The organism is Mangrovihabitans endophyticus (genome assembly GCF_014646155.1).
Classification (GTDB): Bacteria; Actinomycetota; Actinomycetes; order Mycobacteriales; family Micromonosporaceae; genus Actinoplanes; species Actinoplanes endophyticus.
In genome coordinates, this window is the sequence record NZ_BMMX01000016.1 from 89419 (window position 1) to 112335 (window position 22917).

The 22917-nt window shown below is 71.1% G+C and carries 23 protein-coding genes; 4 read left to right on the forward strand and 19 right to left on the reverse strand.

The genetic code is table 11. The annotated features are described in order from the left end of the window. Window positions 1–94: 94 nt before the first annotated feature. The 10 genes from atpD to glyA form a co-directional block, all read right to left on the reverse strand. The gene (gene atpD / locus IEY73_RS18445; protein WP_373292817.1) at window positions 95–1537 is read right to left on the reverse strand and encodes a F0F1 ATP synthase subunit beta; all 1443 of its coding nucleotides are present in this window, start codon (window positions 1535–1537) and stop codon (window positions 95–97) included. Then, the gene (locus IEY73_RS18450) at window positions 1537–2466 is read right to left on the reverse strand and encodes a F0F1 ATP synthase subunit gamma (protein ID WP_189080478.1); all 930 of its coding nucleotides are present in this window, start codon (window positions 2464–2466) and stop codon (window positions 1537–1539) included. The genes atpD and IEY73_RS18450 overlap by 1 nt, the downstream gene beginning before the upstream one ends. A 2-nt stretch (window positions 2467–2468) precedes the next feature. Then, on the reverse strand, window positions 2469–4118 hold the full coding sequence (gene atpA, locus IEY73_RS18455; RefSeq protein ID WP_189080479.1) for a F0F1 ATP synthase subunit alpha: 1650 nt from the start codon (window positions 4116–4118) through the stop codon (window positions 2469–2471). Window positions 4119–4181: 63 nt separating this feature from the next. Next, complete coding sequence (locus IEY73_RS18460) at window positions 4182–5003, reverse strand: F0F1 ATP synthase subunit delta (RefSeq protein WP_189080480.1); 822 nt, start codon at window positions 5001–5003, stop codon at window positions 4182–4184. Next, entirely contained in the window at window positions 5003–5539 is a 537-nt protein-coding gene (locus IEY73_RS18465; RefSeq protein WP_189080524.1) for a F0F1 ATP synthase subunit B, read from the reverse strand. Before IEY73_RS18465 ends, IEY73_RS18460 begins: the two co-directional genes overlap by 1 nt. A gap of 39 nt (window positions 5540–5578) precedes the next feature. Beyond that, the gene (locus IEY73_RS18470; protein WP_189080481.1) at window positions 5579–5803 is read right to left on the reverse strand and encodes an ATP synthase subunit C-like protein; all 225 of its coding nucleotides are present in this window, start codon (window positions 5801–5803) and stop codon (window positions 5579–5581) included. A gap of 70 nt (window positions 5804–5873) precedes the next feature. Next, window positions 5874–6665, reverse strand: coding sequence for a F0F1 ATP synthase subunit A (gene atpB / locus IEY73_RS18475; protein ID WP_189080482.1), 792 nt, complete (start codon window positions 6663–6665; stop codon window positions 5874–5876). A gap of 15 nt (window positions 6666–6680) precedes the next feature. Then, entirely contained in the window at window positions 6681–6842 is a 162-nt protein-coding gene (locus IEY73_RS18480) for an AtpZ/AtpI family protein (RefSeq protein ID WP_229715941.1), read from the reverse strand. Window positions 6843–7059: 217 nt separating this feature from the next. Next, the gene (locus IEY73_RS18485; protein ID WP_189080484.1) at window positions 7060–7653 is read right to left on the reverse strand and encodes a hypothetical protein; all 594 of its coding nucleotides are present in this window, start codon (window positions 7651–7653) and stop codon (window positions 7060–7062) included. Then, entirely contained in the window at window positions 7650–8963 is a 1314-nt protein-coding gene (gene glyA, locus IEY73_RS18490) for a serine hydroxymethyltransferase (RefSeq protein ID WP_189080485.1), read from the reverse strand. Before glyA ends, IEY73_RS18485 begins: the two co-directional genes overlap by 4 nt. 102 nt (window positions 8964–9065) lie before the next feature. Here glyA and IEY73_RS18495 point away from each other — a divergent pair, with 102 nt between their 5' ends. After that, window positions 9066–10664 (forward strand): SDR family oxidoreductase, encoded by a 1599-nt coding sequence (locus IEY73_RS18495; protein ID WP_189080486.1) that lies wholly within the window; start codon window positions 9066–9068, stop codon window positions 10662–10664. Between the two features lie 6 nt (window positions 10665–10670). Here the strand turns inward: IEY73_RS18495 and IEY73_RS18500 are convergent, their stop codons facing one another. The 4 genes from IEY73_RS18500 to prmC are packed head-to-tail and all read right to left on the reverse strand — an operon-like array spanning window position 10671 to window position 13817. Then, entirely contained in the window at window positions 10671–11642 is a 972-nt protein-coding gene (locus tag IEY73_RS18500; RefSeq protein ID WP_189080487.1) for an L-threonylcarbamoyladenylate synthase, read from the reverse strand. Further along, window positions 11639–12259, reverse strand: a complete 621-nt coding sequence (locus IEY73_RS18505) for an arsenate reductase/protein-tyrosine-phosphatase family protein (protein ID WP_189080525.1) — start codon at window positions 12257–12259, stop codon at window positions 11639–11641. The genes IEY73_RS18500 and IEY73_RS18505 overlap by 4 nt, the downstream gene beginning before the upstream one ends. A 2-nt stretch (window positions 12260–12261) precedes the next feature. After that, window positions 12262–12906: an L-threonylcarbamoyladenylate synthase gene (locus IEY73_RS18510; protein ID WP_189080526.1), complete on the reverse strand. Its 645-nt coding sequence runs from the start codon at window positions 12904–12906 to the stop codon at window positions 12262–12264. A gap of 38 nt (window positions 12907–12944) precedes the next feature. Then, window positions 12945–13817 carry a peptide chain release factor N(5)-glutamine methyltransferase gene (prmC, locus tag IEY73_RS18515; protein WP_373292818.1) on the reverse strand — a complete coding sequence of 291 codons (873 nt, stop codon included), beginning with the start codon at window positions 13815–13817 and terminating at the stop codon, window positions 12945–12947. Window positions 13818–13896: 79 nt separating this feature from the next. On the opposite strand from prmC, the gene IEY73_RS18520 reads away from it, so the two are divergent. Then, the gene (locus tag IEY73_RS18520; RefSeq protein WP_189080488.1) at window positions 13897–15405 is read left to right on the forward strand and encodes a GGDEF domain-containing protein; all 1509 of its coding nucleotides are present in this window, start codon (window positions 13897–13899) and stop codon (window positions 15403–15405) included. Between the two features lie 93 nt (window positions 15406–15498). On the opposite strand, the gene prfA is transcribed toward IEY73_RS18520, so the two are convergent. Continuing rightward, a complete protein-coding gene (prfA, locus tag IEY73_RS18525) occupies window positions 15499–16587 on the reverse strand; it encodes a peptide chain release factor 1 (protein ID WP_189080489.1) in 1089 nt (362 codons plus the stop codon). 128 nt (window positions 16588–16715) lie between these two features. Further along, window positions 16716–16940: a 50S ribosomal protein L31 gene (gene rpmE, locus IEY73_RS18530; RefSeq protein ID WP_189080490.1), complete on the reverse strand. Its 225-nt coding sequence runs from the start codon at window positions 16938–16940 to the stop codon at window positions 16716–16718. A 257-nt stretch (window positions 16941–17197) separates the two neighbouring features. On the opposite strand from rpmE, the gene IEY73_RS18535 reads away from it, so the two are divergent. Together IEY73_RS18535 and IEY73_RS18540 are read left to right on the forward strand one after the other, a co-directional pair. After that, window positions 17198–17686: an AAA family ATPase gene (locus IEY73_RS18535; RefSeq protein WP_229715942.1), complete on the forward strand. Its 489-nt coding sequence runs from the start codon at window positions 17198–17200 to the stop codon at window positions 17684–17686. Beyond that, the gene (locus IEY73_RS18540) at window positions 17683–18297 is read left to right on the forward strand and encodes an RNA ligase family protein (protein WP_189080491.1); all 615 of its coding nucleotides are present in this window, start codon (window positions 17683–17685) and stop codon (window positions 18295–18297) included. The genes IEY73_RS18535 and IEY73_RS18540 overlap by 4 nt, the downstream gene beginning before the upstream one ends. Here the strand turns inward: IEY73_RS18540 and IEY73_RS18545 are convergent. The 3 genes from IEY73_RS18545 to thrB form a co-directional block, all read right to left on the reverse strand. Next, window positions 18281–19471, reverse strand: coding sequence for a nitric oxide synthase oxygenase (locus IEY73_RS18545; RefSeq protein ID WP_189080492.1), 1191 nt, complete (start codon window positions 19469–19471; stop codon window positions 18281–18283). The two genes, IEY73_RS18540 and IEY73_RS18545, sit on opposite strands and share 17 nt — an antisense overlap. Before the next feature lie 152 nt (window positions 19472–19623). Next, on the reverse strand, window positions 19624–21678 hold the full coding sequence (rho, locus tag IEY73_RS18550) for a transcription termination factor Rho (RefSeq protein ID WP_189080493.1): 2055 nt from the start codon (window positions 21676–21678) through the stop codon (window positions 19624–19626). A 288-nt stretch (window positions 21679–21966) separates the two neighbouring features. After that, window positions 21967–22911 (reverse strand): homoserine kinase, encoded by a 945-nt coding sequence (thrB, locus tag IEY73_RS18555; protein ID WP_189080494.1) that lies wholly within the window; start codon window positions 22909–22911, stop codon window positions 21967–21969. Window positions 22912–22917: the final 6 nt, after the last annotated feature.

The following is a 22917-nucleotide window of genomic DNA, read 5'->3' on the forward strand; positions in this document are numbered from 1 at the left end:
CACGCCGCATGGCCAAACAGCTCGTGACCTGCGGAGGAAACGCGTGAGCCGCGCCGACATACGGTCGACGCGGCTCACGGGATGCTGAGGATTCTCAGCCCTTCATCAGCTCGTGCGCGTTCTTCTCCAGGTCCTCAAGACCGCCGCACATGAAGAAGGCCTGCTCGGGGTAGTTGTCGTACTCGCCCTCGCTGATCTTCTTGAACGCCTCGATGGTCTCCTTCAGCGGGACCGTCGAGCCGGGCACGCCGGTGAACTGCTCCGCCGCGTAGGTGTTCTGCGAGAGGAACCGCTCGATGCGGCGCGCCCGCTGCACCGTGACCTTGTCTTCCTCGCTCAGCTCGTCCATGCCGAGGATGGCGATGATGTCCTGCAGGTCCTTGTACTTCTGCAGGATCCGCTGCACCTCACGGGCGACCGCGTAGTGCTCGGCGCCGACGTACTCCGGCGCCAGGATCCGCGAGCTGGAGGCCAGCGGGTCCACGGCCGGGTAGATGCCCTTGTCGGAGATGGACCGCTCCAGGTTGGTGGTCGCGTCCAGGTGGGCGAACGTGGTGGCCGGCGCCGGGTCGGTGTAGTCGTCGGCGGGCACGTAGATCGCCTGCAGCGAGGTGATCGCCTTGCCCCGCACCGAGGTGATGCGCTCCTGCAGCTCGCCCATCTCGTCGGCCAGCGTGGGCTGGTAGCCCACCGCCGACGGCATGCGGCCCAGCAGCGTGGACACCTCGGAGCCGGCCTGGGTGAACCGGAAGATGTTGTCGATGAAGAGCAGCACCTCCTGGTTCTGCACGTCCCGGAAGTACTCCGCCATGGTGAGCGCGGTCAGCGCCACCCGCAGGCGGGTGCCCGGAGGCTCGTCCATCTGGCCGAAGACGAGGGCGGTCTTGTCCAGCACGCCACCCTCGTCCATTTCCAGGATGAGGTCGTTGCCCTCGCGGGTACGCTCGCCGACGCCCGCGAACACCGACGTACCGCCGAAGTTCCGGGCCACCCGGATGATCATCTCCTGGATGAGCACCGTCTTGCCCACGCCCGCGCCGCCGAACAGGCCGATCTTCCCACCGCGCACGTACGGCGCGAGCAGGTCGAGCACCTTGATGCCGGTCTCCAGCATCTCGGTCTTCGGCTCCAGGTCGGCGAACGCCGGCGGCTTACGGTGGATCGGCCAGCGCTCCTGCACGTCCAACGACGACGGGTCGGCGTTGAGCACCTCGCCGAGGGCGTTGAACACGTGGCCCTTGGTGACGTCGCCGACCGGCACCGAGATCGGTGCGCCGGTGTCGGTCACCTCGGTGCCGCGGATCAGGCCGTCCGTGGGCTGCATGGAGATCGCCCGGACCAGGTTGTCACCCAGGTGCTGGGCGACCTCCAGGGTCAGCGTGCGGGTGCCCTCAGAGAGGGTCACGTCCACGTGCAGCGCGTTGAAGATGTCCGGCATCGCGTCGCGCGGGAACTCGGCGTCGACGACCGGACCGATGACCCGGACGACGCGGCCGACGTTGGTCTCCGTCTTTGTGGGCTCAGCTACAGCAGTCATCACACATCACTTCCCGACGCGGCCAGCGCGTTGGCGCCGCCGACGATTTCACTGATTTCCTGAGTGATCGCGGCCTGCCGCGCGGAGTTCATCTCGCGCGTGTACCGCTTGAGCAGATCGTCCGCGTTGTCCGAGGCGCTCTTCATCGCCCGCCGCCGGGACGCCGACTCGCTGGCCGCCGAGTCCAGCAACGCCGCGTAGATGCGCGTGTTGAGGTACTTCGGCAGCAGCGCGTCGAGCAACTCGTCGGCCTCCGGCTCGAACTCGTACGCCGGGCGCAGACCCGGCTCCCGCTCCTGCTCCTCGACCTGCATCGGGGCCAGGAAGTGCGCCTCCGCCGTCTGCGTCATGAGCGACTTGAACCGGGTGTTGACGATGTGCAGTTCGTCCACGCCCTGGATGCCGTCCGGACCGTGCGACTCCTCGGTGTCGTCCGCCCCGGCGACGAACGCCTCCAGCAGCGACTCGCCGATGCGGCGCGCGTCGGCGAACGTCGGACGCTCGGAGAACCCGGTCCAGCTCGCCGCCACCGCACGGTTGCGGAACCGGTAGTACCCCAGCCCCTTGCGCCCGACGACGTACAGCGCCACGTCCTTGCCGTCCGCGCGGAGCCGGGCGATCAACTGCTCGCACGCCCGGATCGCGTTGGCGTTGTAGGCACCGGCCAGGCCGCGGTCGCTGGTGATGAGCAGCACGCCGGCCCGCTGGACCCGGTCACGCGGGGTCAGCAGCGGGTTGTCGATCGTCGCGTTCGACGCCAGCGCGGTGAGCACGTGGGTGATCGCCTCCGCGTACGGCTGCGAGGCGGCCACCCGCTCCTGCGCCTTGGCGATGCGACTGGTGGCAACCAGCTCCTGTGCCTTGGCGATCTTCTTGGTCGACTTGACGGTGCGGATGCGCCGCCGCAGAGCCTGTACCTGACCAGCCATGACTAGCCCTGGTCCTCGGAGGAACGAACCTCGCGGGTCACCGTCTCGCGCGACTCGCTGCCCTCGGCCATCGGCTCCGCCGGGTTCTCGTTCAGCCGGACCCCGGTGTCGCCCTGCTTGAAGAGCTCCTTGAACTCGTTCACGCCGGACTGCAGGCTCTCGATCTGCTCGTCGGTCAGGTTGTTCGACGACTCGATCGCGGTGTAGGTGTCGCTGCGGTGCCGCTTGATCCAGGGCAGCAGCTCCTGCTCGAAGCGGCGCACGTCGCCGACCGCGATGTCGTCGAACTGGCCGGTGGTGCCGGCCCAGATGACGATGGTCTCCTCGGTCACCGAGTACGGCGAGTACTGCGGCTGCTTGAGCAGCTCGACCAGGCGAACGCCCTTCTCTAGCTGCGCCCGCGACGCCTTGTCCAGGTCGGACGCGAACGCGGAGAACGCCTCCAGCTCGCGGTACTGCGCGAGGTCGAGCCGCAGCCGTCCGGAGACCCGCTTCATGCCCTTGACCTGGGCCGAACCGCCGACCCGCGACACCGAGGTGCCGACGTTGATGGCCGGGCGCACACCGGAGGCGAACAGGTCGCCCTCCAGGAAGATCTGGCCGTCGGTGATCGAGATGACGTTGGTCGGGATGTAGGCCGAGATGTCGCCGGCCTTGGTCTCGATGATCGGCAGGCCGGTCATCGAGCCGCCGCCCATCTCGTCGGAGAGCTTGGCGCAGCGCTCCAGCAGGCGGGAGTGCAGGTAGAAGACGTCACCCGGGTACGCCTCACGGCCCGGCGGGCGGCGCAGCAGCAGCGACACCGCGCGGTACGCCTCGGCCTGCTTGGTCAGGTCGTCGAAGACGATCAGCACGTGCTTGCCGTTGTACATCCAGTGCTGCCCGATGGAGGAGCCGGTGTACGGGGCGATGTACTTGAAGCCGGCCGGCTCGGACGCCGGGGCGGCCACGATCGTCGTGTACTCCAGCGCGCCCTGCTCTTCCAGGGTGCCCCGGATGCTGGCGATGGTGGACGCCTTCTGACCGATGGCGACGTAGATGCAGCGAACCTGCTTCTCCGGGTCGCCGGACTCCCAGTTGGCGCGCTGGTTGAGGATCGTGTCGATGGCGACGGTGGTCTTGCCGGTCTTGCGGTCACCGATGATTAGCTGGCGCTGGCCGCGGCCGATCGGCGTCATGGCGTCGATCGCCTTGATGCCGGTCTGCAGCGGCTGCTTCACCGGCTGCCGCGCCATCACGTTCGGCGCCTGCAGCTCAAGCTCGCGGAAGCCCTCGCTCTCGATCTCGCCGCGGTCGTCGATGGGCTGTCCCAGCGCGTTCACGACACGTCCCAGGAACGCGTCGCCGACCGGCACCGAGAGCACGCGGCCGGTCCGCTTGACCGGCTGCCCCTCCTCGATGCCGCCGAACTCACCCAGGACCACCGTGCCGATCTCGCGGACGTCGAGGTTCAGGGCGACGCCCAGCGTGCCGTCCTCGAACTCCAGCAGCTCGTTGGTCATGGCCGAGGGCAGGCCCTCGACGTGTGCGATGCCGTCGCCCGCATCGGCCACGACGCCGACCTCTTCACGGGAGACCTCGGGCGAATAGGACGAGACGTAGCGCTCTAGCGCCCCCCGGATCTCGTCCGAGGAGATGGTCAGCTCGGCCATCCTCTGCCTTCTCTACTCTGCTCGGGGACGTCTGGCGCCGCCGAGGGGCTTATGCGGGAAAGATTATTTGGCGAACGCCTGCTTGGCCTGGTTCAGCCGGTGCAGGATCGTGCCGTCGTACAGGTCGGAGCCGACACGGACGCTGACGCCGCCGATCACTGCGGGGTCGACATCGATCTTCAGCGACACCTGCCGGCCGTACATCTGCGCGAGCTTGTCGGCCAGGCGTTGCTCCGCGGCCTCACCGAGCGGCTTCGCCACCGTCACGTACGCGACCTCCCGATCGCGCTTCGCGGCGGTCAACTCCACCAGCCGGCTCAGCGAGAACTCGAAGCTGCGACCGCCGAAGCCCTCGAGTGCCACCTCGACCAGCCGCAACGTCGCCGCACGGACCTTGCCCTTGAGCAAGTCCTCGACCAGCTTAACCCGGCGGCTGGCGGGCGCACCGGGGTCACTGAGCGTGACGGCGAGCTGAGAGCTGCCGGAGACGATCTGGCCGAACCGGAACAGTTCGTCCTCCACGTCTGCCAGCACACCCTCGGCGTCCGCGGCGCGCAGCGCCGCGTCCACCCCCAGACGCTCGGTGGCGTCCAACAGCTCGGACGGCGTGCCGAAGCGACCCGCGACGAGCGTGGCCACCGTGTCCACGGTGATCTCCGCGAGCTTGCCGGAGACCAGCGACCGAAACAGCCCGGCCCGATCGTCGGCCGGACGAGACGGGTCGGTCAGCGCCCGGCGCAGCCGCGGCTCGGCGCGCAGCAGACCGGCCACCGACAGAATCTCGTCGGCGACGGTGGCCCGCTGCGCGGCGGATACCGCGGTGGTGGCCGCGGCGAGCTTGTCCGACGCGTCCGCGTACGCCTCGCGGCTGACGCTCGACGCCATCAGCGCCGCCCACCGGCGGTGTCGAGCTCACTGATGAACCGGTCCACCGTGCCGCGGCTGCGTGCCTCGTCGGCGAGCGACTCACCGACGATGCGCCCGGCCAGATCGACGGCGAGCGTGCCCACCTCGGAACGCAGATCACGCACGATGGCTTCGCGCTGCGCGGCGAGCTGGTCGCGACCGGCCGCGATGATCCGGTCGGATTCTTCGCGCGCCTTGCTGAGGAGGTCCTGCCGAATGCCCTCGGCGTCGGCGCGCGCCTCGTCACGGATGCGGGCGGCCTCGGTGCGTGCCTCGGACAACTGCGCGCGGTAGCGCTCCAGCAGTTCGTTGGCCTCGGCCTGCGCCTGCTCGGCGCGCTTGATGCCGCCCTCGATCGCGTCGACCCGGGCCCGGAACGTCTCCTCCATGCGGGGGAAGACGAACTTCATCAGCACGAAGCAGATGATCCCGAACGCGATCGTCCCGAGAACCAGCTCCTGCCAGAGCGGGACGATCGGGTTGTGAGTGCTCTCCTCAGCGGCCAGATAGGTGATGGATGTCAACGGACACCTCCTGATTAGCCGGAACGCTGATTAGCCGGCCCAGATGAAGCCGAACGCGATGCCCAGCAGGGCGAGAACCTCAACCACGGCGAAGCCGATCCACATGAACGGCTGGGTGATGCGGGCCGCCTCCGGCTGGCGGGCGGTCGATTGGATGTACGCGGCGAAGACCAGGCCCACGCCGATGCCGGGGCCGATGGCGGCAAGGCCGTAACCGATGGCGGCGGTGCTACCAACTACTTCGGCGATGTTCATTGGGTGCATTCCTCCTGAGATCTCGCGTGACGCTCACGCGGGACGACAAACGGGTCGTGCAAAAGGAAACTCAGTGGGCCTCTTCGGAGACCGAGCCCTGGATGTAGCTGGCGGTCAGGACGGTGAAGACGTAGGCCTGCAGGGCGATGACCGCGAAGTCGAGGAACGTCAGCGCGATCGTCATCACCCAGGACAGGATCGAGACCGGGGTGAGCAGGGCGTTGGCGTTGATCATCGCAAAGCCGCCGAGGGTGAACACCAGCAGCAGCATGTGGCCCGCGAACATGTTCGCGAAGAGCCGTACCGCTAGCGAGAAGGGCCGCACGATGAAGTTGGAGAAGAACTCGATCGGCACCAGGATCGGCAGGATGAACCACGGCGCCGGCGGAACCAGCGCGTGCTTGATGTAGCCGGCCCCGTGCTTGCGGAAGCCCAAGTAGATGAACATCACCCAGCTGATCACCGCAAGGATGATCGGGAAGGCGATGTGCGCGTTCGGCGAGATCTGCGCGAAGGGGATGATCCCCCACAGGTTCATCATGAAGATGAAGCAGAAGAGGGTGGTCAGGTACGGCGCGAACCGCACGCCCTCCCGGCCGATCATCTCGACCGCGATGTTGTTCCGCACGAACCCGTAGATCGACTCGGCGAGCCACTGCTTCTTGGTCGGAACCAACTGGGGCTTCCGGTAGGACAGCAGGAAGTAAAGAATCAGAATCGCGACGCTGAGCCAGAGCAGCAGCGTGACCTTGGTGAACCAGACGTCGTGGCCACCCCACGGGGCGATACTGGGCAGGTAGAAGTCCTCGACGGTAGGCGGGAACGGAACATCCGCCGCGAGAACGATCGTCTGACCGGTCACCGTAGCCCTTCCAGATCAGGCGCCGAGGCGGCGCACAACGAGGTAGACACCAGCGGCACCCCCGATCACCGCACCGATCCCCATCCCGATGCCCTCGGTGCCGAGCCACTGGTCCACCAGCCAGCCGATCCCGCCCCACACGACCATTCCCCCGATGAGGTAACTGATCGCGACCATGCCAGCCCCGGAACCGGGGGGCGGTGGAGCGTCGTCCTTACGGGGTTCTGAAGGAGGCTGCTGACCGGCCATGACGCCGCGAAGACTATCAGCCGCACAATCGAGGCTGTGCCTCGCCCCCCGGACAACAGACGGTTGTCCCGGCGACGGCTCGACTCTCAGTAGTGCAACACCGTACTCCTGTCGCGCCAGGGACCTCCACGACCGTCCCGGCGGATCACCGATTCGGGCGCGGCTGCGCCCCGTCTCCGGCCGGATCCTCCTCCGGAGCGGGTCGCGGGCCCGGCAGGCGGCGACTGGCCACCCGGCTCAGCCACCAGATCTGGACTCCGGTCATGGCCACCGCACCCCCGGCGATGCCCCAGGCCATCGGCCGCGCCCCGGACCACCCGGCGGCGCCCGCGCTGACCAGCACCAGGGCGATCAGCGCGTACTTGACCACGTAGACGGCCAGCCCGACGGGCATCACCAGGGCCGGACGGATCACGTCGGCCCAGGCGATGGTGAGCGTGGACAAGGTGAACCCGGCCGCCACCAGGAGCACGCCCGCACCGGCACCCAACCCGGCCGACGGCCCGCCGGTCAGGAACCCAGCCGAGGCGACACACAGCGACAACGCCACCCCGACCGCGCTGATCATGCCGAGATGCTCGATCCGCCACTTCGGGTCGTCCGGCAGCGGCGGCAACTCAGGCAGCGGACGGTCGTCGTCCTCGTCGCGCCCGAGGATCTGCCGGACCACCCCGGGCGGCCGGGACGCGGGCGGCGGGGACGCGGGCGGCCGGGACGCGGGCGGCCGGGACGCGGTCACGACACCACCGCCGGCACCATGCCAGGCTGGTCCGGCGCGCCGGAATAAGCCGGGAAGCTGCGGGCCAGCGCCGCCGCTTCCCGCCGCACCTCGTGCAGCCGCGCCGCGCCCTCGGACGTGCCCGGGTCGGCGCGCACCGCCGTGGCGATCAGGTCGGCGATGCCGGTCATCTGCTCCTCGGCCATGCCCTGGGCGGTCACACAGGGCGTACCCACCCGGATCCCGGAGGCCGCCGCCGGCGGACGCGGGTCGAACGGGATCGCGGTCCGGTTCAGCGTGATGCCGGCCGCCTCGCACCGCTGCTCGGCCTGGTGCCCGGTCACCCCGGTGTCCCGCAGGTCCAGCAGCGCCATGTGCGTGTCGGTGCCTCCGGAGACCGGCCGCATGCCCCGATCGGCAAGCGCGCCGGCCAGCGCCCGGCCGTTGCGCACCAGCCGATGGGCGTACCGGCCGAAGTCCGGCTGCGCGGCCTCGCGCAGCGCGACCGCCTTCGCGGCGACCACGTGCATCATCGGGCCGCCCTGCGCGAACGGGAAGACGGCCTTGTCGATGCGGGCGGCGAGCTCATCACGACAGAGAATCATGCCGCCCCGCGGTCCGGGAAGCACCTTGTGGGTGGCGCACGTGACGACGTCGGCGTGCGGTACGGGCGACGGCGCCGCACCGCCCGCGACGAGGCCGATCAGGTGCGCCGCGTCGACCATCAGGTAGGCGTCCACCTCATCGGCCACCGCCCGGAAGGCGGCGAAGTCGATCAGCCGGGAGTACCCGGTCGCGCCGCAGATGATCAACGCGGGGCGGTGTTCCAGGGCCAGGTCACGCACCTCGTCGTAGTCGATGAGCTCGGTGTCCTCGCGCACGTGGTATCCGACCGTACGGAACCATTTGCCGGAGAAGTTGACCTTGCTGCCGTGGGTCAGGTGCCCGCCGTGCGGCAGATCCATGGCCAGCACCGTGTCGCCGGGGCGCACCAGCGCCGCATACGCCGCCAGGTTCGCCGACGAGCCGGAATGCGGCTGCAGATTGGCATGCTCGGCGCCGAACAGCTCACACGCACGGGCGACACCCAATTCCTCCGCGCGGTCCACCGGGCCGCATCCGCGATAGAACCGGTGCCCGGGGTATCCCTCGGCGTACTTGTTCGTCAGGGTCGAGCCGAGGGCCGCCAGCACCGCCGGTGAGGCGAAGGTCTCGCTGGCGATCAGTTGCAGGCCGCCACGCTGGCGGTCCAGCTCTTCCAGGACCACCGCGGCGATGTCCGGATCCGCCGACGCGAGCGCGCCGAAGTCCGGTCCCCAGAACGTGTCCATGGCGCGCTCCCCTGCCTCGGCGACGCTGCCTGCACGTCGAGCATATGGCTTCTCCTTCCCGGTATGGCTTACACCTGCCGATCCGCGGGCAGAGACTCAGTCATGCTTTGTCTGGTCAGCGGCGCCACCGGATACATCGGCGGTCGCCTCGCCCCCCGCCTGCTGGACGCCGGTCACGCCGTCCGATGCCTGTCGCGCAGCGCCCGCCGGCTGCGTGACGTCCCGTGGCAGGACCGGGTCGAGGTGGCCGAGGGCGATCTGAGCGACGCCGGCTCGCTGACCGAGGCGTTCCGGGGCGTCGACGTGGCCTACTACCTGGTCCACTCGCTCGGCCAGCACGGGTTCGAGGCCAAGGACCGGGCCGCGGCGCACAACTTCGCCGCCGCCGCCCGTGCCGCCGGGGTGCGCCGCATCGTCTACCTGGGCGGTCCGGAGATCCCCGCGGACGAGCATCCGTCGGCGCACCTGCGCTCCCGGTCCGAGGTGGCTCGGATCCTGCTGGACAGCGGGGTGCCCACGGTGGTGCTGCGCGCCGCGATCATCATCGGCTCCGGTTCGGCGTCCTTCGAGATGCTGCGCCACCTCACCGAACGGCTGCCGGTCATGGTCACGCCACGCTGGGTGCGCAACCGCATCCAGCCCATCGCGGTCCGTGATGTGTTGCGCTACCTGGTCGCCGCCGCCGAGCTGCCGCCCGGGGTCAACCGGGGCTTCGACATCGGCGGGGCGGACGTGTTGACGTACCGGGAAATGATGCAGCGCTACGCCCGGGTGGCCGGCCTGCGACGTCGCGTGATCATGCCGCTGCGCCCGCTCAGCCCCTGGCTGTCGGCGCACTGGGTGGGCCTGGTCACGCCGGTGCCGAACAGCATCGCCCGCCCGCTGGTGGGCAGCCTGATCCACGAGGCGGTGGCGCACGAGCACGACATCGCCGAATACGTGCCGGACGAACCGGCCGACGCGGCGTCACCCGATGCGGCGTCGACCGGCGCGGCGTCGACCGGCGCGGCGTCGACCGGCGCGGCGTCGACCGGCGCGGCGTCGACCGGCGCGCCGATCGGCTTCGACCAGGCCGTCCGGCTGGCGTTGGGCAAGATCAGGGACGCCAACGTGGAGACCCGCTGGTCGACCGCCTCCGGCCGGGACGCGGACGCCGAGCCGTTGCCCAGCGACCCGGACTGGACCGGCGGCAGCATCTATGTCGACGAGCGCCGCCAGGAGGTGAACGCGCCGGTCGAGGCCCTGTGGCGGGTGATCGAGGGAGTCGGCGGGGAGAACGGGTGGTATTCGTTCCCGCTCGCCTGGTCGATCCGCGGCTGGCTGGACCGGCTCGTCGGCGGCGTGGGCCTGCGCCGCGGCCGACGGGACCGCCAGCGACTTCAGGTCGGCGAGGCGCTGGACTGGTGGCGGGTGGAGGAGATCCGCCCCGGCGAGTTGCTGCGGCTGCGGGCGGAGATGCGGGTGCCCGGCCGGGCCTGGCTGGAGATGCGTGCCGAGCCCGCCGATGACGGGCCCGCCGGTGCGGGGCGCAGCGTCTACACCCAGAAGGCCATCTTCCTGCCCCGCGGCTTGGCCGGACACGCGTACTGGGCGTCGGTGCTGCCGTTCCACGGCGTGGTGTTCCGCGGCATGGCGCGCAACATCGCCCGGGGCGCCGAGCCGCACCCCGGGCACCGACGGGTGCCGGTGGGGCACGGCTGAGGGCCCTCAGGCGGCGGCCCGGCCCAGCCGGTCGCGGATCGCCAGCCAGTCCTCGCCGTCCGGCGGCCGGCGCACCAGAATGCGGTCCACCCCGGCGTCGTCCAGCCGGTGCAGCGCCGCGTACAGGTCGGCGGCGTACTCACGCGGGTCGGCGGACAGCACTTCCGCCACCTGCGGGCCACCGCCCCGCGGGCTCTGCGCGTCCGCCTCGTGGCCCTCGTAGGTGAGCACACCGCCGGCCGCCGCCGCGGGGAACTCGTCCACCAGCTCGACCTTCGCCCGCGGCGCGTAGTGCCGTCGGCTCATGCCCGGCGACGGCCGCTGTGAGCCGTCCGCCACAGTGGTGTCCGGCACCGTGATCGGTCCGGCCACGGCGCGCAGCGCCCGCAGGCTCAGCGCGCCGGGGCGCAACAGCCGGGGCGCCGCTTCGGTCAGGTCCAGCACGGTGGACTCGATGCCGTACGCACACGGGCCGCCGTCCAGCACCAACGGCACCTCCGGCAGGCTCTGCACGACATGCCGGGCGGTGGTCGGCGAGATGCCCTCGGAGCGGTTCGCGCTCGGCGCGGCCAGGGGCAGGCCGCAGGCGTCCAGCAACTGCAACGCCACCTCGTGCGCCGGCACCCGGATCGCGATGGTGTCCGCCGGCGTGCGGCCCACGTCGTTGAGCCCCGGCGACCGGCGCACCACGAGGGTCAGCGGGCCGGGCCAGAACCGCTCGGCCAACTCGTCGGCCGCCGCGGGCCAGATGGCCGCCAGGTCCCGCGCGGCGGCCACGCTCGGCACGTGCACGATCAGCGGGTTCCAGGTGGGCCGGTTCTTCAGCCGGTACACCTGCTCGACCGCCGACCGCGAGAAGGCGTGCGCGCCCAGCCCGTACACCGTCTCGGTGGGAAACGCGCACACCGACCCGGCGCGGAGCGTGTCCGCCGCCCGCCGCAGGCCCGGCCGGTCCGGGCGGACCACCTCCGCGGTCACCGCTTCGCAACCGGCAGCAGCACGTCCACCAGCGCGTACATCGACTCCTCGATGTCGTCGGCGATGCGCGCGAACGTCTGGTCGCCGCGCCCCCACGGATCGTCCAGGTCGTCGTCGCGGGTCGCCGGGATCTTGGCACGGCACCGGTCCGCGGCCTCGATCACCGCGGTGGCCCGCGCGGCGAACACCTCCGGCCCGACGCCGGCCGGCGGCAACGCGCCGGTGTCCATCCGGCCCAGCAGCCGACTGAGATGCCCGGTCACGAACGTATGCCCGAGCGCCTCGGGCAGCAGCGCGGCGACGTAGTCCAGTTGATCCGCGGTGGCGGTGAGGATGAGATCGGCGTCCGCCAGGTGCGCGCCGGTCAGCTTGCGAGCGGTGAATCCGGCGACGCTGCCGCCGCGCAACTGGATCTGGCGGGCGGCCGGCGGGTTCATCTCCTCACCCTGGTGCCAGCCGCCGGTGCCCGCGCTGGAACTGCGCAGCAATGTCTCTGGCGACGCGGCGACGTCCAGCTTGCCCAGCCGCTGGCGGGCGACGAGCATGAGCAGCCGCTCGGCCATCGGCGACCGGCAGATGTTGCCCATGCAGACATGCAGCACGCGGATCGGGGGCATGCTCATGCCTCGGCGGCCAGGATGTCCGGCACCACATCGCGCAGTTTCGCGAACGGTATCGCGCCCTCGCGCAGCACCCGCGGCACGTCGCCGGTCATGTCGACCACCGTCGACGGGGCGGGATCCACCGCGGCGCCCGCTTCGAGATAGATGCGCACCGCGTACTCCAACTGGTCGCGCGCCTGCTCGGCGGTGACCGGCGCCGGCTGCCCGAGCTTGTTGGCGGTGGTGACCGCCATCGGCCCCACCTCGCGCAGCACCTCCAGGGCCACCGGGTGCATCGGCATGCGGATGCCCACCCGGCCGCCGGTGTCCCCCAGGTCCCATTGCAGGCTGGGCGAATGCTCCACCATCAGGGTCAGCGCACCCGGCCAGAACGCGTCGGCCAGTTCCCGTGCCGCCTTGGGCAGCGAATAGACCAGGCCGTCCAGGGTGTGCCGGGAGCCGATCAGCACCGGCGGCGGCACCCGGCGGTCCACCGAACGGGCGCTGTGCAGCGCGCTGACCGCATGCGGGGTGAAGGCGTCCGCCCCCACGCCGTAAACCGTGTCGGTGGGCATCACCACGAGCTCGCCGCTCTTGGCCGCGTCCACGGCAGCGGCGATGCCGCGGTCACGGTCGGCCACGGTCCGGCAGTCGTAGAGCATCACGCGGATCAGTCTGCCATGGCGTGCGTCACGGATCGTCAGGTGCGGCGGGCCGTCGTGAACCGCGGCCGCCCGGCCAGGTCGTCGTGCGCGGTCACCGCGGTGAACCGGCCGTCGGCGCGGATCAGGTCCGGGACTTGCGTGCCGTGCCGGTCGTCGTGCTCGATGCCGACCACCCCGCCGGGCCGCAGCAGGACCGCGGCCAGCGCCACCACCGGGCGGATCACCACCAGCCCGTCGGCGCCGCCGAACACCGCGGCGTGCGGGTCGTGGTCAGCGACCTCGACCGGCACCGCGGTCCCCTCCGGCACGTACGGCGGGTTGCACAACAGCACGTCCACGGCGCCGCGCAGCCCGGCGAGCAGATCCGGATCGGTGACGTCACCGGCCACCACCTCCACCGCCGAACCGGCCGCGTTGCGCCGCAGGTACGCCAGCGCGGCCGGGTCCCGTTCCACCGCGAGCACCCGGCCCGGCGCGGCCTCGTCGGCCACCGCCAGCGCGATCGCCCCGGAACCGCTGCACAGGTCCACCACCGTGGCACCCGGCCGGATCCGCTCGATGCCCCAGCCGGCCAGCAACTCGGTCTCCGGCCGCGGCACGAACACCCCGCGGCCGACCGCCAGATCCCGATGCCGGAACGCGGCCGAGCCCAGCAGGTGTTGCAACGGCACCCGCCGGGCGCGACGGGCCACCAGCTCGCGGAACCGGCGCAGCTCGTCGCCGCGCATCGTGTCGATCAGCGGCAGCCTGCCCCGGTTCACCCCCAGGACGTACGCGGCCAGCAGTTCCGCGTCCACTCGTGGCGACGCCACCCCCACCGTGGCCAGGTCCGTTGTGGCCCGTGCCAGAGTTTCCGCCAATCTGGCTCGTTCCGGCCCGGCCGAGGGTTCTTCGTCGACGCAGTCCACGGCATAATCATGAAACGTCGTGTTCGATGGTGGCCGGCCGGGTCGCCGAGCGACATTGCACTGCCGTGGGAGGCGCCTGTTGAGTTGGCTGGACCAGCTCGCGGATCACGTCCAAGAGCTGCGGCAGGCGGGCGACCTGCAGCAGAACGGCCGGTCCGCGGAGGCACTGCCGATGCTGGATCGTGTGCTGGCCGATACGGCCGACCCGCTCACCCGGGCTTACGCACTCATCCAGCGTTTCGGCGCGCTGATCAATCTTGGCCGTGCCGCCGAGTTCGCCTCCGCCATGACCGTGGCGGCGAATGCCGTCCGTGAGGTGCCGGATCCCTATCTGCGCGGGCAGATGCACGCCTTCGCCGCCCTCGGCGCGCACCTGCAGGGTCAACTCGACCGCGGCGTGACGCATCTGGTGCAGGCGTCGCGGGCGCTGGCCGCGGTGCCGCAGGGCGATTCGGAGACCGCGTGGGGCTGGCACGACCTCGCCATGGCGTACTCGTACCTGGGCTTTCACGGCCATGCCCTGACCGCCATCGAGCAGGCTCGCCAGGTGGGCGCCGCATCGGCCCTGGCGCCGGAGGTGTTCGCGGCGCCGGGCATCCGGCTGCGCAACGCCGTGTCGCTGGATCATCAGGGTGACACCGACGGGTGCCTGCGCGTGCTCCGGGACATCGACGCGGAGCTGTCGCGCTACGTCGCCACCGGCTCGGACACCCGGTTGCGGCCGCACAGCCGGGCGGTGTACGGATACGCGTTGGCGCGGCGGGCGGCGCTCGGCGAGCGGACCGAGTCGAACGCCTCCGACTGGCTCTCCGACGGCGGCGACAGCGTGCGCACCCGGGATCTGCGGCACCTCGGCGGGGTGTGCCTGGCCATCGCCGCCAAGCGCCCGGCCGACGCGCTCGCCCGGCTGGATGCGGTGCCGGTCTCCCCGGATGTGCTGGGCGCGGCCGAACCGGCCCGGTTGCGCAGCATCTGCCACTCCTCGGCCGGCGACCACGAGTCCGCGCACACCGCCGACCGGTACGCGTTCCGGCTGGCCGCGCAGCGCATCGACCGCCTGCGCGACGGCTATCTGGACGGGGTGGCCGCCCGCTTGGACGCACACGAGTCGCACCAGCGGGACGCGAGCCGCTACGGCGATGAGACGCTCAGCGATCCGCTCACCGGCCTGCCCAACCGACGGCAACTGGAGCGGTACGTGACGGCCATGCTGGCCCGCGGGGAACGTGCCGCGGTCGGCGTCTGCGACCTGGTCGGGTTCACCGCGGTGAACGCCCGCCACGGCCGGCACTGCGGCGACCTGGTGTTGCAGCGCATCGCCGGGGTGCTGAGCCGGGTGATGCGGCGCGGCGACTTCGTCGCCCGGTTCGCCGGCGACGAGTTCGTGGTGGTGCTGCCCGGCGCCGGCCCGACCCAGGCGGCCGAGGTGTCCCGGCGCATCTGCGCCGCCGCGGCGGCGGAGAACTGGCAGTCGCTGGTGCCCGGCACTCCCATCGGGGTGGCCGCGGGCTGGTCCGAGGTCGGCGTGAACGGGCGCACCCTGAGCGCTGCCCTGGCCGCCGCGGCGGCCAGCCGCACCCCCGCCTGACCGGGCCGGCACGCACCTGCCGGGGAACCGGCTGGGCACGCAGCGGCCGGGGAACCGGCTGGGCACGCAGCGGCCGGGGCGCGCGGGACCGCGTCAGGCGCGCCGCAGCTCCGCGTCGCCGGCCAGCCGGGCTTCCCGGTCCGCCTGAGCCAGCGCGTCCAGCACCGCGTTCATGTCCCCGCCGAGCACCAGGTCCAGGTTGTAGGCGGTGTAGCCGATGCGGTGGTCGGTGATCCGGTTCTGCGGGAAGTTGTACGTGCGGATCCGCTCCGAGCGGTCCACCGTACGCACCTGGGCCTTGCGCGCGTCCGCCGCTGCGGCGTCTGCCTGCTCCTGCGCCGCCGCCAGCAGCCGGGCGCGCAGGATGCGCATCGCCTGCTCCCGGTTCTGTAGCTGGCTCTTCTCGTTCTGGCAGCTCACCACGATGCCGGTGGGCAGGTGGGTGATGCGCACGGCGGAGTCGGTGGTGTTGACCGACTGGCCGCCCGGCCCGGACGAGCGGAACACGTCGACCCGGATGTCGCCCGGGTCGACCTCCACATCGATGTCCTCGGCCTCGGGCAGCACCAGCACGCCCGCCGCCGAGGTGTGGATGCGGCCCTGCGACTCGGTGACCGGCACCCGCTGAACGCGGTGCACGCCGCCTTCCCACTTGAGCCGGGACCAGACGCCGTGCCCGCCCTCCGGGATGCCCTTGGTCTTCACCGCGAACGAGATGTCCTTGACGCCTCCCAGGTCGGAGTCCTGTGCGTCGATCACTTCGACGATCCAGCCGCGGCTCTCCGCGTACCGGCTGTACATCCGCAGCAGATCCCCGGCGAACAGGGCGGACTCCTGGCCGCCCTCCCCCGCCTTGATCTCCATGATCACGTCCTTGGCGTCGTGCGGATCCTGCGGGATCAGCATCTCGCCGAGTCGCTCTTCCAACGGACGCACGGACGCGGCCACCGATTCCACCTCGGCGGCGAACGACGGATCCTCCGCGGCCAGTTCCTTCGCCGCGGCCAAGTCCGCGCGGGCCGCCTCCAGTTCGCTGTGCGCGGCGTGCAGCGGCGCCAGCTCGGCGAAGCGGCGCCCGACGCGCCGCGCGAGCGCCTGGTCGGCGTGCAGGGACGGGTCCTCCATGCGCTTCTCCAGCGCGGCGTACTCGTCCAGCAGGGCAGCCAGCCGGTCATTGCTCACAGTTCGTCTCCCGACTCTTGGTCCCGGCGTACGAAGGTGGTCCCGGCGTACGAAGGTTCGCGGCATAGGAGCTTCCCGGCACGGCAACGGCGCCCGATCCGTATCCGGATCGGGCGCCGTCGGGGTAGCTACTTCTTCTTGCCGGCGTTGACCTTCGCGTACTTCGCCTGGAACTTGGCGACCCGACCGGCGGTGTCCAGCACGCGCTGCTTGCCGGTGTAGAACGGGTGGCAGGCGCTGCAGGTCTCGACGCGGATCTCGCCGTTCTTGGCGGTGCTGCGCGTGGTGAACGTGGCACCGCAGGAGCAGACGACCTCGGTGGTCTTGTACTCCGGGTGGATGTCGGGCTTCATGAGTCGCTCGGTCCTCTCGATGATCTGGTCGCCGGGTCGCCGTCGGCGCCGCGCCGCGTCCGCCGGGCAGGGCGGGTGACGGGGCTCGGGCGTGAACCGGAACCTTGCTGGCCGATGGACCAGTCTGCCATGTCAGGACTCCCGAACCGAAATCAGGAGGGCAGGTGCCGGTCCGGGGTAGGTAACGTGAACGACCCGCCCGGCATTCCCGGTCCGTTCGCGGTGTCCGGCGACGTCGGCGGGGACGGTTGCCGACCATGCCGGAATCCGGGGGCGCGATGACCAGGCTGCTGATCACGCGGGGTCTGCCCGCAGCGGGCAAGACCACGTTTGCGCGGACGCTGCAGCCCACCGTGACCCGGGTCAACCGGGACGACCTGCGCCGCATGCTGCACGGCGCCCGGCTCTACACCCCGGATGCCGAGGCCCAGGTCACGCGGGCACAGCGGGCCTGCGTCGAGACGCTGCTGCGGTCACACACCGACGTGATCGTGGACGACACGAATCTGCCGGACGCCGCGGTGCGGGCCTGGGCCCGGCTGGCCGGCCGGCTGCGCGCCGGATTCGAGGTGCGCGACTTCACCGGCGTCGGGGTCGAGGAGTGCCTGCGCCGCGACGCGCACCGGCCGGAGGCGGACCGGGTCGGCGAGCGCGGAATCCGCCGCATGCACGATCTGTACCTCGCGGGGCGTAGCCTCCCGCTGCCGGTGCCGCCGATCGGGCCGGCGGAGGGAGGACTCGCGTGAGGCACCCGCGGGCACCGCACCTGCCCGATTCGCCGGGTGCCGGGCCGGACGCCGCGGTGCAACGGGACCTGTCCTGGCTTGACGGCGAACTGGTGGTCACCGAGAAGCTGGACGGCCATGCCCTCATCTTCACCAGGGACGCCTTGGTGGTTCCCGACGAGGGCGGCGACCTGCGCCCATGGGATCTGCCGGCGAAGGCGTTGTGGGCGATGACCGCGCATCGGGTCCCGGACGACTGGCGGGTGTGCGGCGCGTCGATGTGGGCGCGGCACGGCATCGCCTACACCGACCTGCCCGGGGCGTTCATCGTGTTCGACATCTGGGACGAGACCGACACCCTGCTGGGCTGGGACGACACCGTCGACTGGGCGCGGCGGCTGGAACTCCCGGTGGTCCCGGTGCTCTATCGCGGCGGCAGCATCTCCGAGGCGCGTAGGGCCTGGGCTCGCACGCGGGACGGGCGGTGTTCCGAGGGCTTCATCCTGCGGTCCGCGGGCCGGGTGAGCGCCGCCGACTTCGAGCATCGCGTGGTGCAGTGGGTGCGCGCCGGTCACGTACCCGCCGGTGACCGGCGGATGCCCGACGACTTCGCGGTCAACGGCTTCGCGTGACCGGGCACCCGCTTGCCGCCCGGCTGCCCTCGCGGGCCAGCGCCGTCGCCTCGTCGTCGAGGTAGAACGCCGGACGCAGGTCCTGCTCGGCGTAGTAACGGTGAAACACCGGCGTGAGCCCGCCCGAGATCGGCGGCACGATCCAGGTCCAGTCCGCCGGGACCGTACGTCCGGCGCGTTCCTCACTCCGCAGATGACGCAGGAAGCGGTGGGATTCGGTGTGATGGTCGGTCATCTTCACGCCGGCCTGTTCGAAGGACCACAGCACCGCACGGTTCAGCTCGACCGCCGCACGGTCGCGCCACAGCGTCGACTCCCGGCTGGTGTCCAGGCCCATCCGCTCGGCGACCACCGGCAGCATGTCGTACCGGTCGACGTCGGCGAAGTTGCGGGCGCCCAGCTCGGTGCCCATGTACCAGCCGTTGAACGGCGCCAGCGGATAGTGCACGCCGCCGATGGTCAGCCGCATGTTGGAGATCGCCGGTACGGCGTGCCAGCGCAGCCCCAGCTCGGCGAACCACCGGTACTCCGGATGACCCAGCGGCACCTCCAGCACGGCGTGCTCGGGCAGTTCGTAGAGCCGCAGGCCGTCGGACGGGGTCTCCACCGCCACCGGCAGCACATCGAACGCGTCGCCCTTGCCCCGCCAGCCGTACCCCTGCATCGCCGCGGTGAACGTCTCCTGCCGCGGGTCGCCGATGACCCGGCCCGCCGCGTCGCGATACCCGGCGTACCGGATCAGTTGCTCGTTCCACACCCGCGCGAACGGCTGGCCCGGGCGCGCCGCCGGGAACACGCTGACCACCGGCCGGATCGCCGCGCCCCGCGCACCGGCGGTTTCCAGATGGCGCACCAGCAGGGCGAAGATCTCATCGGCGGTACGCGCCCGGCGGCGGTCCAGCACGACGAGGCTGCGCCAGTACAGGCGGCCGATGCATCGGCTGGCGTTACGCCACGCCATCTTCGCCCCGTACGCCAATTCGTCGGTGCTGTGCGTGTAGGTGCCGGTGGCCGCGATCTGCGCACGGACCACCGCCAAGCGCGGCTCGACCGGCCCCAGACGGGGATTCTCCGCATAACACCGGCGCAGGAAGTCCTCCGCCTCTGCCGGATCCGCCGGTGCGCTCGGATCCCATGACGGTGTCGGGCAGTCCCGGTATCCGGGCACGGTCATCTGGCGCCTCCCCAAGTCAAGCCGAGTTGACTACGGAGGTTGGCACGTCCGGTGACGGCCGCAGCCGCACAACCGGTGCGATGGAAAGGGGCACGGCCCCCCATTCGGGATGACCGCGCCCCTCTCGGTGCTTGCTCGAATACTGCGGGCGATTATTCGCCGGGCGTCGACTTCGTGATCTGCATCAGGAACTCGATGTTGGTGCGGCTCTGCTTGAGCCGGTCCAGCAGCAGATCCAGCGCCGCGTGGGACTCCAGCGAGGCGAGAACCTTGCGGAGTTTGTGGACGACCGCGAGCTCCTCCTTGCCGAGCAGGATCTCCTCCTTGCGGGTGCCGGAGGCGGACACGTCGACCGCCGGGAACATCCGCTTGTCCGCGATCTTGCGGTCCAGCTTGAGCTCGGCGTTGCCGGTCCCCTTGAACTCCTCGAAGATCACCGTGTCCATCACCGAGCCGGTCTCCACCAGCGCGGTGGCCAGGATGGTCAGCGAGCCGCCGTTCTCGATGTTGCGCGCCGCGCCCAGGAACCGCTTGGGCGGGTACAGCGCGGTCGAGTCGATACCGCCGGACATGATGCGGCCGGAGGCCGGCGCGGCCAGGTTGTACGACCGGCCCAGGCGGGTCACCGAGTCGAGCAGCACGACGACGTCGTGGCCCAGCTCGACCAGCCGCTTGGCCCGCTCGATGGCCAGCTCGGCGACGGTGGTGTGATCCTGCGGCGGCCGGTCGAACGTCGCCGCGATCACCTCACCCTTCACCGTGCGCTGCATGTCGGTGACCTCCTCGGGGCGCTCGTCCACGAGCACCACCATGAGGTGGCATTCCGGGTTGTTGCGGGTGATGGCGTTGGCCAGCGCCTGCAGCACCATCGTCTTACCGGCCTTGGGCGGAGACTGGATCAACGCCCGCTGCCCCTTGCCGATCGGCATGACCAGGTCGATCACCCGGGTCGTCAGGATGTGCGGCTCGGTCTCCAGGCGCAGCCGCTCCTGCGGGTACAGCGGCGTGAGCTTGTAGAACTCCGGACGGCGGCGGGCCTCCTCGGGCTCCATGCCGTTGATGGTGTCCAGGCGGACCAGCGGGTTGTACTTGTCGCGGCGCGACTCCCCGTCCCGGGGGGTGGCCCGCACGGCGCCGGTCACCGCGTCGCCGCGGCGCAGGCCGTGCTTCTTCACCTGGGACATCGACACGTACACGTCGTTGGGCCCGGACAGATATCCGGTGGTCCGCACGAACGCGTAGTTGTCCAGCACATCGACGATGCCGGCCACCGGGACCAGCACATCGTCGTCGTTCACGTGCGGGTCGCGGTTGTCACGCTGGCTGTCCGAGTCACGGTCGCCGCGGCCCCGCCGCCGGTCACGGAAACGGCTGCGGCGACTGCGGCGACCGCCGTCACCGCCGTCGTTGTCGTCGTCCCGGTCACCGCGCTGGTTGCGGTCGCCCCGGTCCCCCCGGTCGTCCCGCTGGCCACGCTGGTCCCGGTCGTCCCGGTCACCGCGCTGGTTGCGCTGATCCCGGTCGCCGCGGTCGTCCCGCTGGCCGCGGTCGCCCTGCTGGCCCCGGTCGTCGCGCTGGCCCCGCTCGCCCTGGCCACGGTCGTTCTGGCCCCGCTCGCCCTGGCCCCGATCGTTCTGGCCACGGTCGTCCCGCTGGCCGCGGTTGTTCTGCTCGCCGCCGCCGGACTGCTGCTCGCCGCCGGACTGCTGATGGCGCTGCCGGTCCCGGCCACCGCGGTCGGCACGCTCGCCAGCCTCGCTCGGCGCCGAAGTGGCGGACTGCTCGTTCGACGCGGTGTCGGTCGCCTTCGTCGCGGCGCCGCCGGACGATGCCTCCGCCGCCGGAGCCGAGGTGGCTGGAGCCGGTTGCGCCGACGCGCCCTGATCCGCTCCGGACGGGGCGCCGTCCGCTGCCGCGGACTCCGTCGCTCCGGTCCGGGCCGACGCACGCGACCGCGAGGACCGTGCCGGCGCCTCGGTGGTGGCTGCGCCCCCGCCGTTCTGCCGCTCGCTGATCGCCGTGATCAGTTCGCCCTTGCGCATGCGCGCGGTGCCCGAGATGCCAAGAGAGGCGGCCAGGCTCTGCAGCTCCGGCAGCAGCATGGCAGACAGCCCCGTGCCGCCCCGTCGACGCTTCGTGGCGGTCGCGGTTCCGGCGTCGTCAGCGACGTCAGAAACACCCGACGTCATGTCGGTGGTGTCGCTCAATGGATTCCTTCCGTCGAAAAAAACCAAGTTCACCCGGGTCTGCAATCTGGTGGCCGGGTGCCCTCGGAGCCCGCTCCGCAGAGCGTCACGGGACTTGCGGCACGGCAGCTCGACGGTTTCCCGCCCGTCTGGCGTTGACGGAAAGGTTCGGCGAGTGCAGCGATGCTTGTCTGCTGCTCGGCTCGTGCCTGGTGAGAATGAGACCGGCGGACAGGCTCAAGGCCTCAGGGGTGCGCGCCGAACCGCAGAGATCGCTTGCTTCGCGGCTGTGCCAGGGCCCGAGCGTAATCAACTCTGGCGACCTGCGGCAACAGTACCCCGCTCGGCGTGTTCCACCATACTCCCTTGGACAAGGGCTCCGGTGCTATCCACGCCCAACATTTCGGCGCGCCACTCTGTTCCCGGGTGAAAATCGCCGGGCACCTCGGTGAATGCCAGCACACTAGGCCCCGCGCCGCTGACCACGGCCGGGACACCGATCGAACGCAACGCCGAGACCAGCGAGGCGGTGCCGGGCATCGCCTCGGCCCGATATCCCTGGTGCAGCCGGTCCGCGGTGGCCGGCATCAGCAGATCTGGATCCCGGGTGAGCGCGTGCACCAGCAGGGCCGCGCGACCGGCGTTGAACGCAGCGTCACCGTGCGGCACGTCGGACGGCAACGCCGCGCGGGCGGTCGCCGTGTAGCCACGCTCCGCGGGCACGAAGACCGTCGGTCGTACGCGCTCGTGGGTGCTCATCCGCACCGCACGCGCGCCGGAGCCCTCCACCCAGGCGATGGTGAACCCGCCGAGCAGGCACGGCGCGACGTTGTCCGGGTGTCCCTCCAGGCGTGCCGCGACCCGCAGTGCGCCCGCGTCGTCCAGTCGCTGGAAGCCGTCGACGACCAGGGCCCGCGCCAACTGCACGCCGCCCACGATGGCCGCCGAGCTGGACCCCAGTCCGCGGGCCTGCGCAATGGTGTTGGCGCACTCCACCGCCAGCCCCGGCGGCCGCGCACCGAGCTCGTCGAAGGTCGCCAGCATGGCCTGGACGACCAGATGCTCGGCGTCCGCCGGCAACTCTCCGGCGCCCTCGCCGGTGACCGCAACGCGGTGCCCGCCCGCGGTGATCCGCGCGGTCAGCTCGTCGTACCGGGCCAGTGCCAGGCCCAGCGCGTCGAAACCGGGACCGAGGTTGGCGCTGGTCGCCGGGGTGCGCACGTGCACCGGCTCGGAGACGAAGGTCAGGCCCATCCGGTC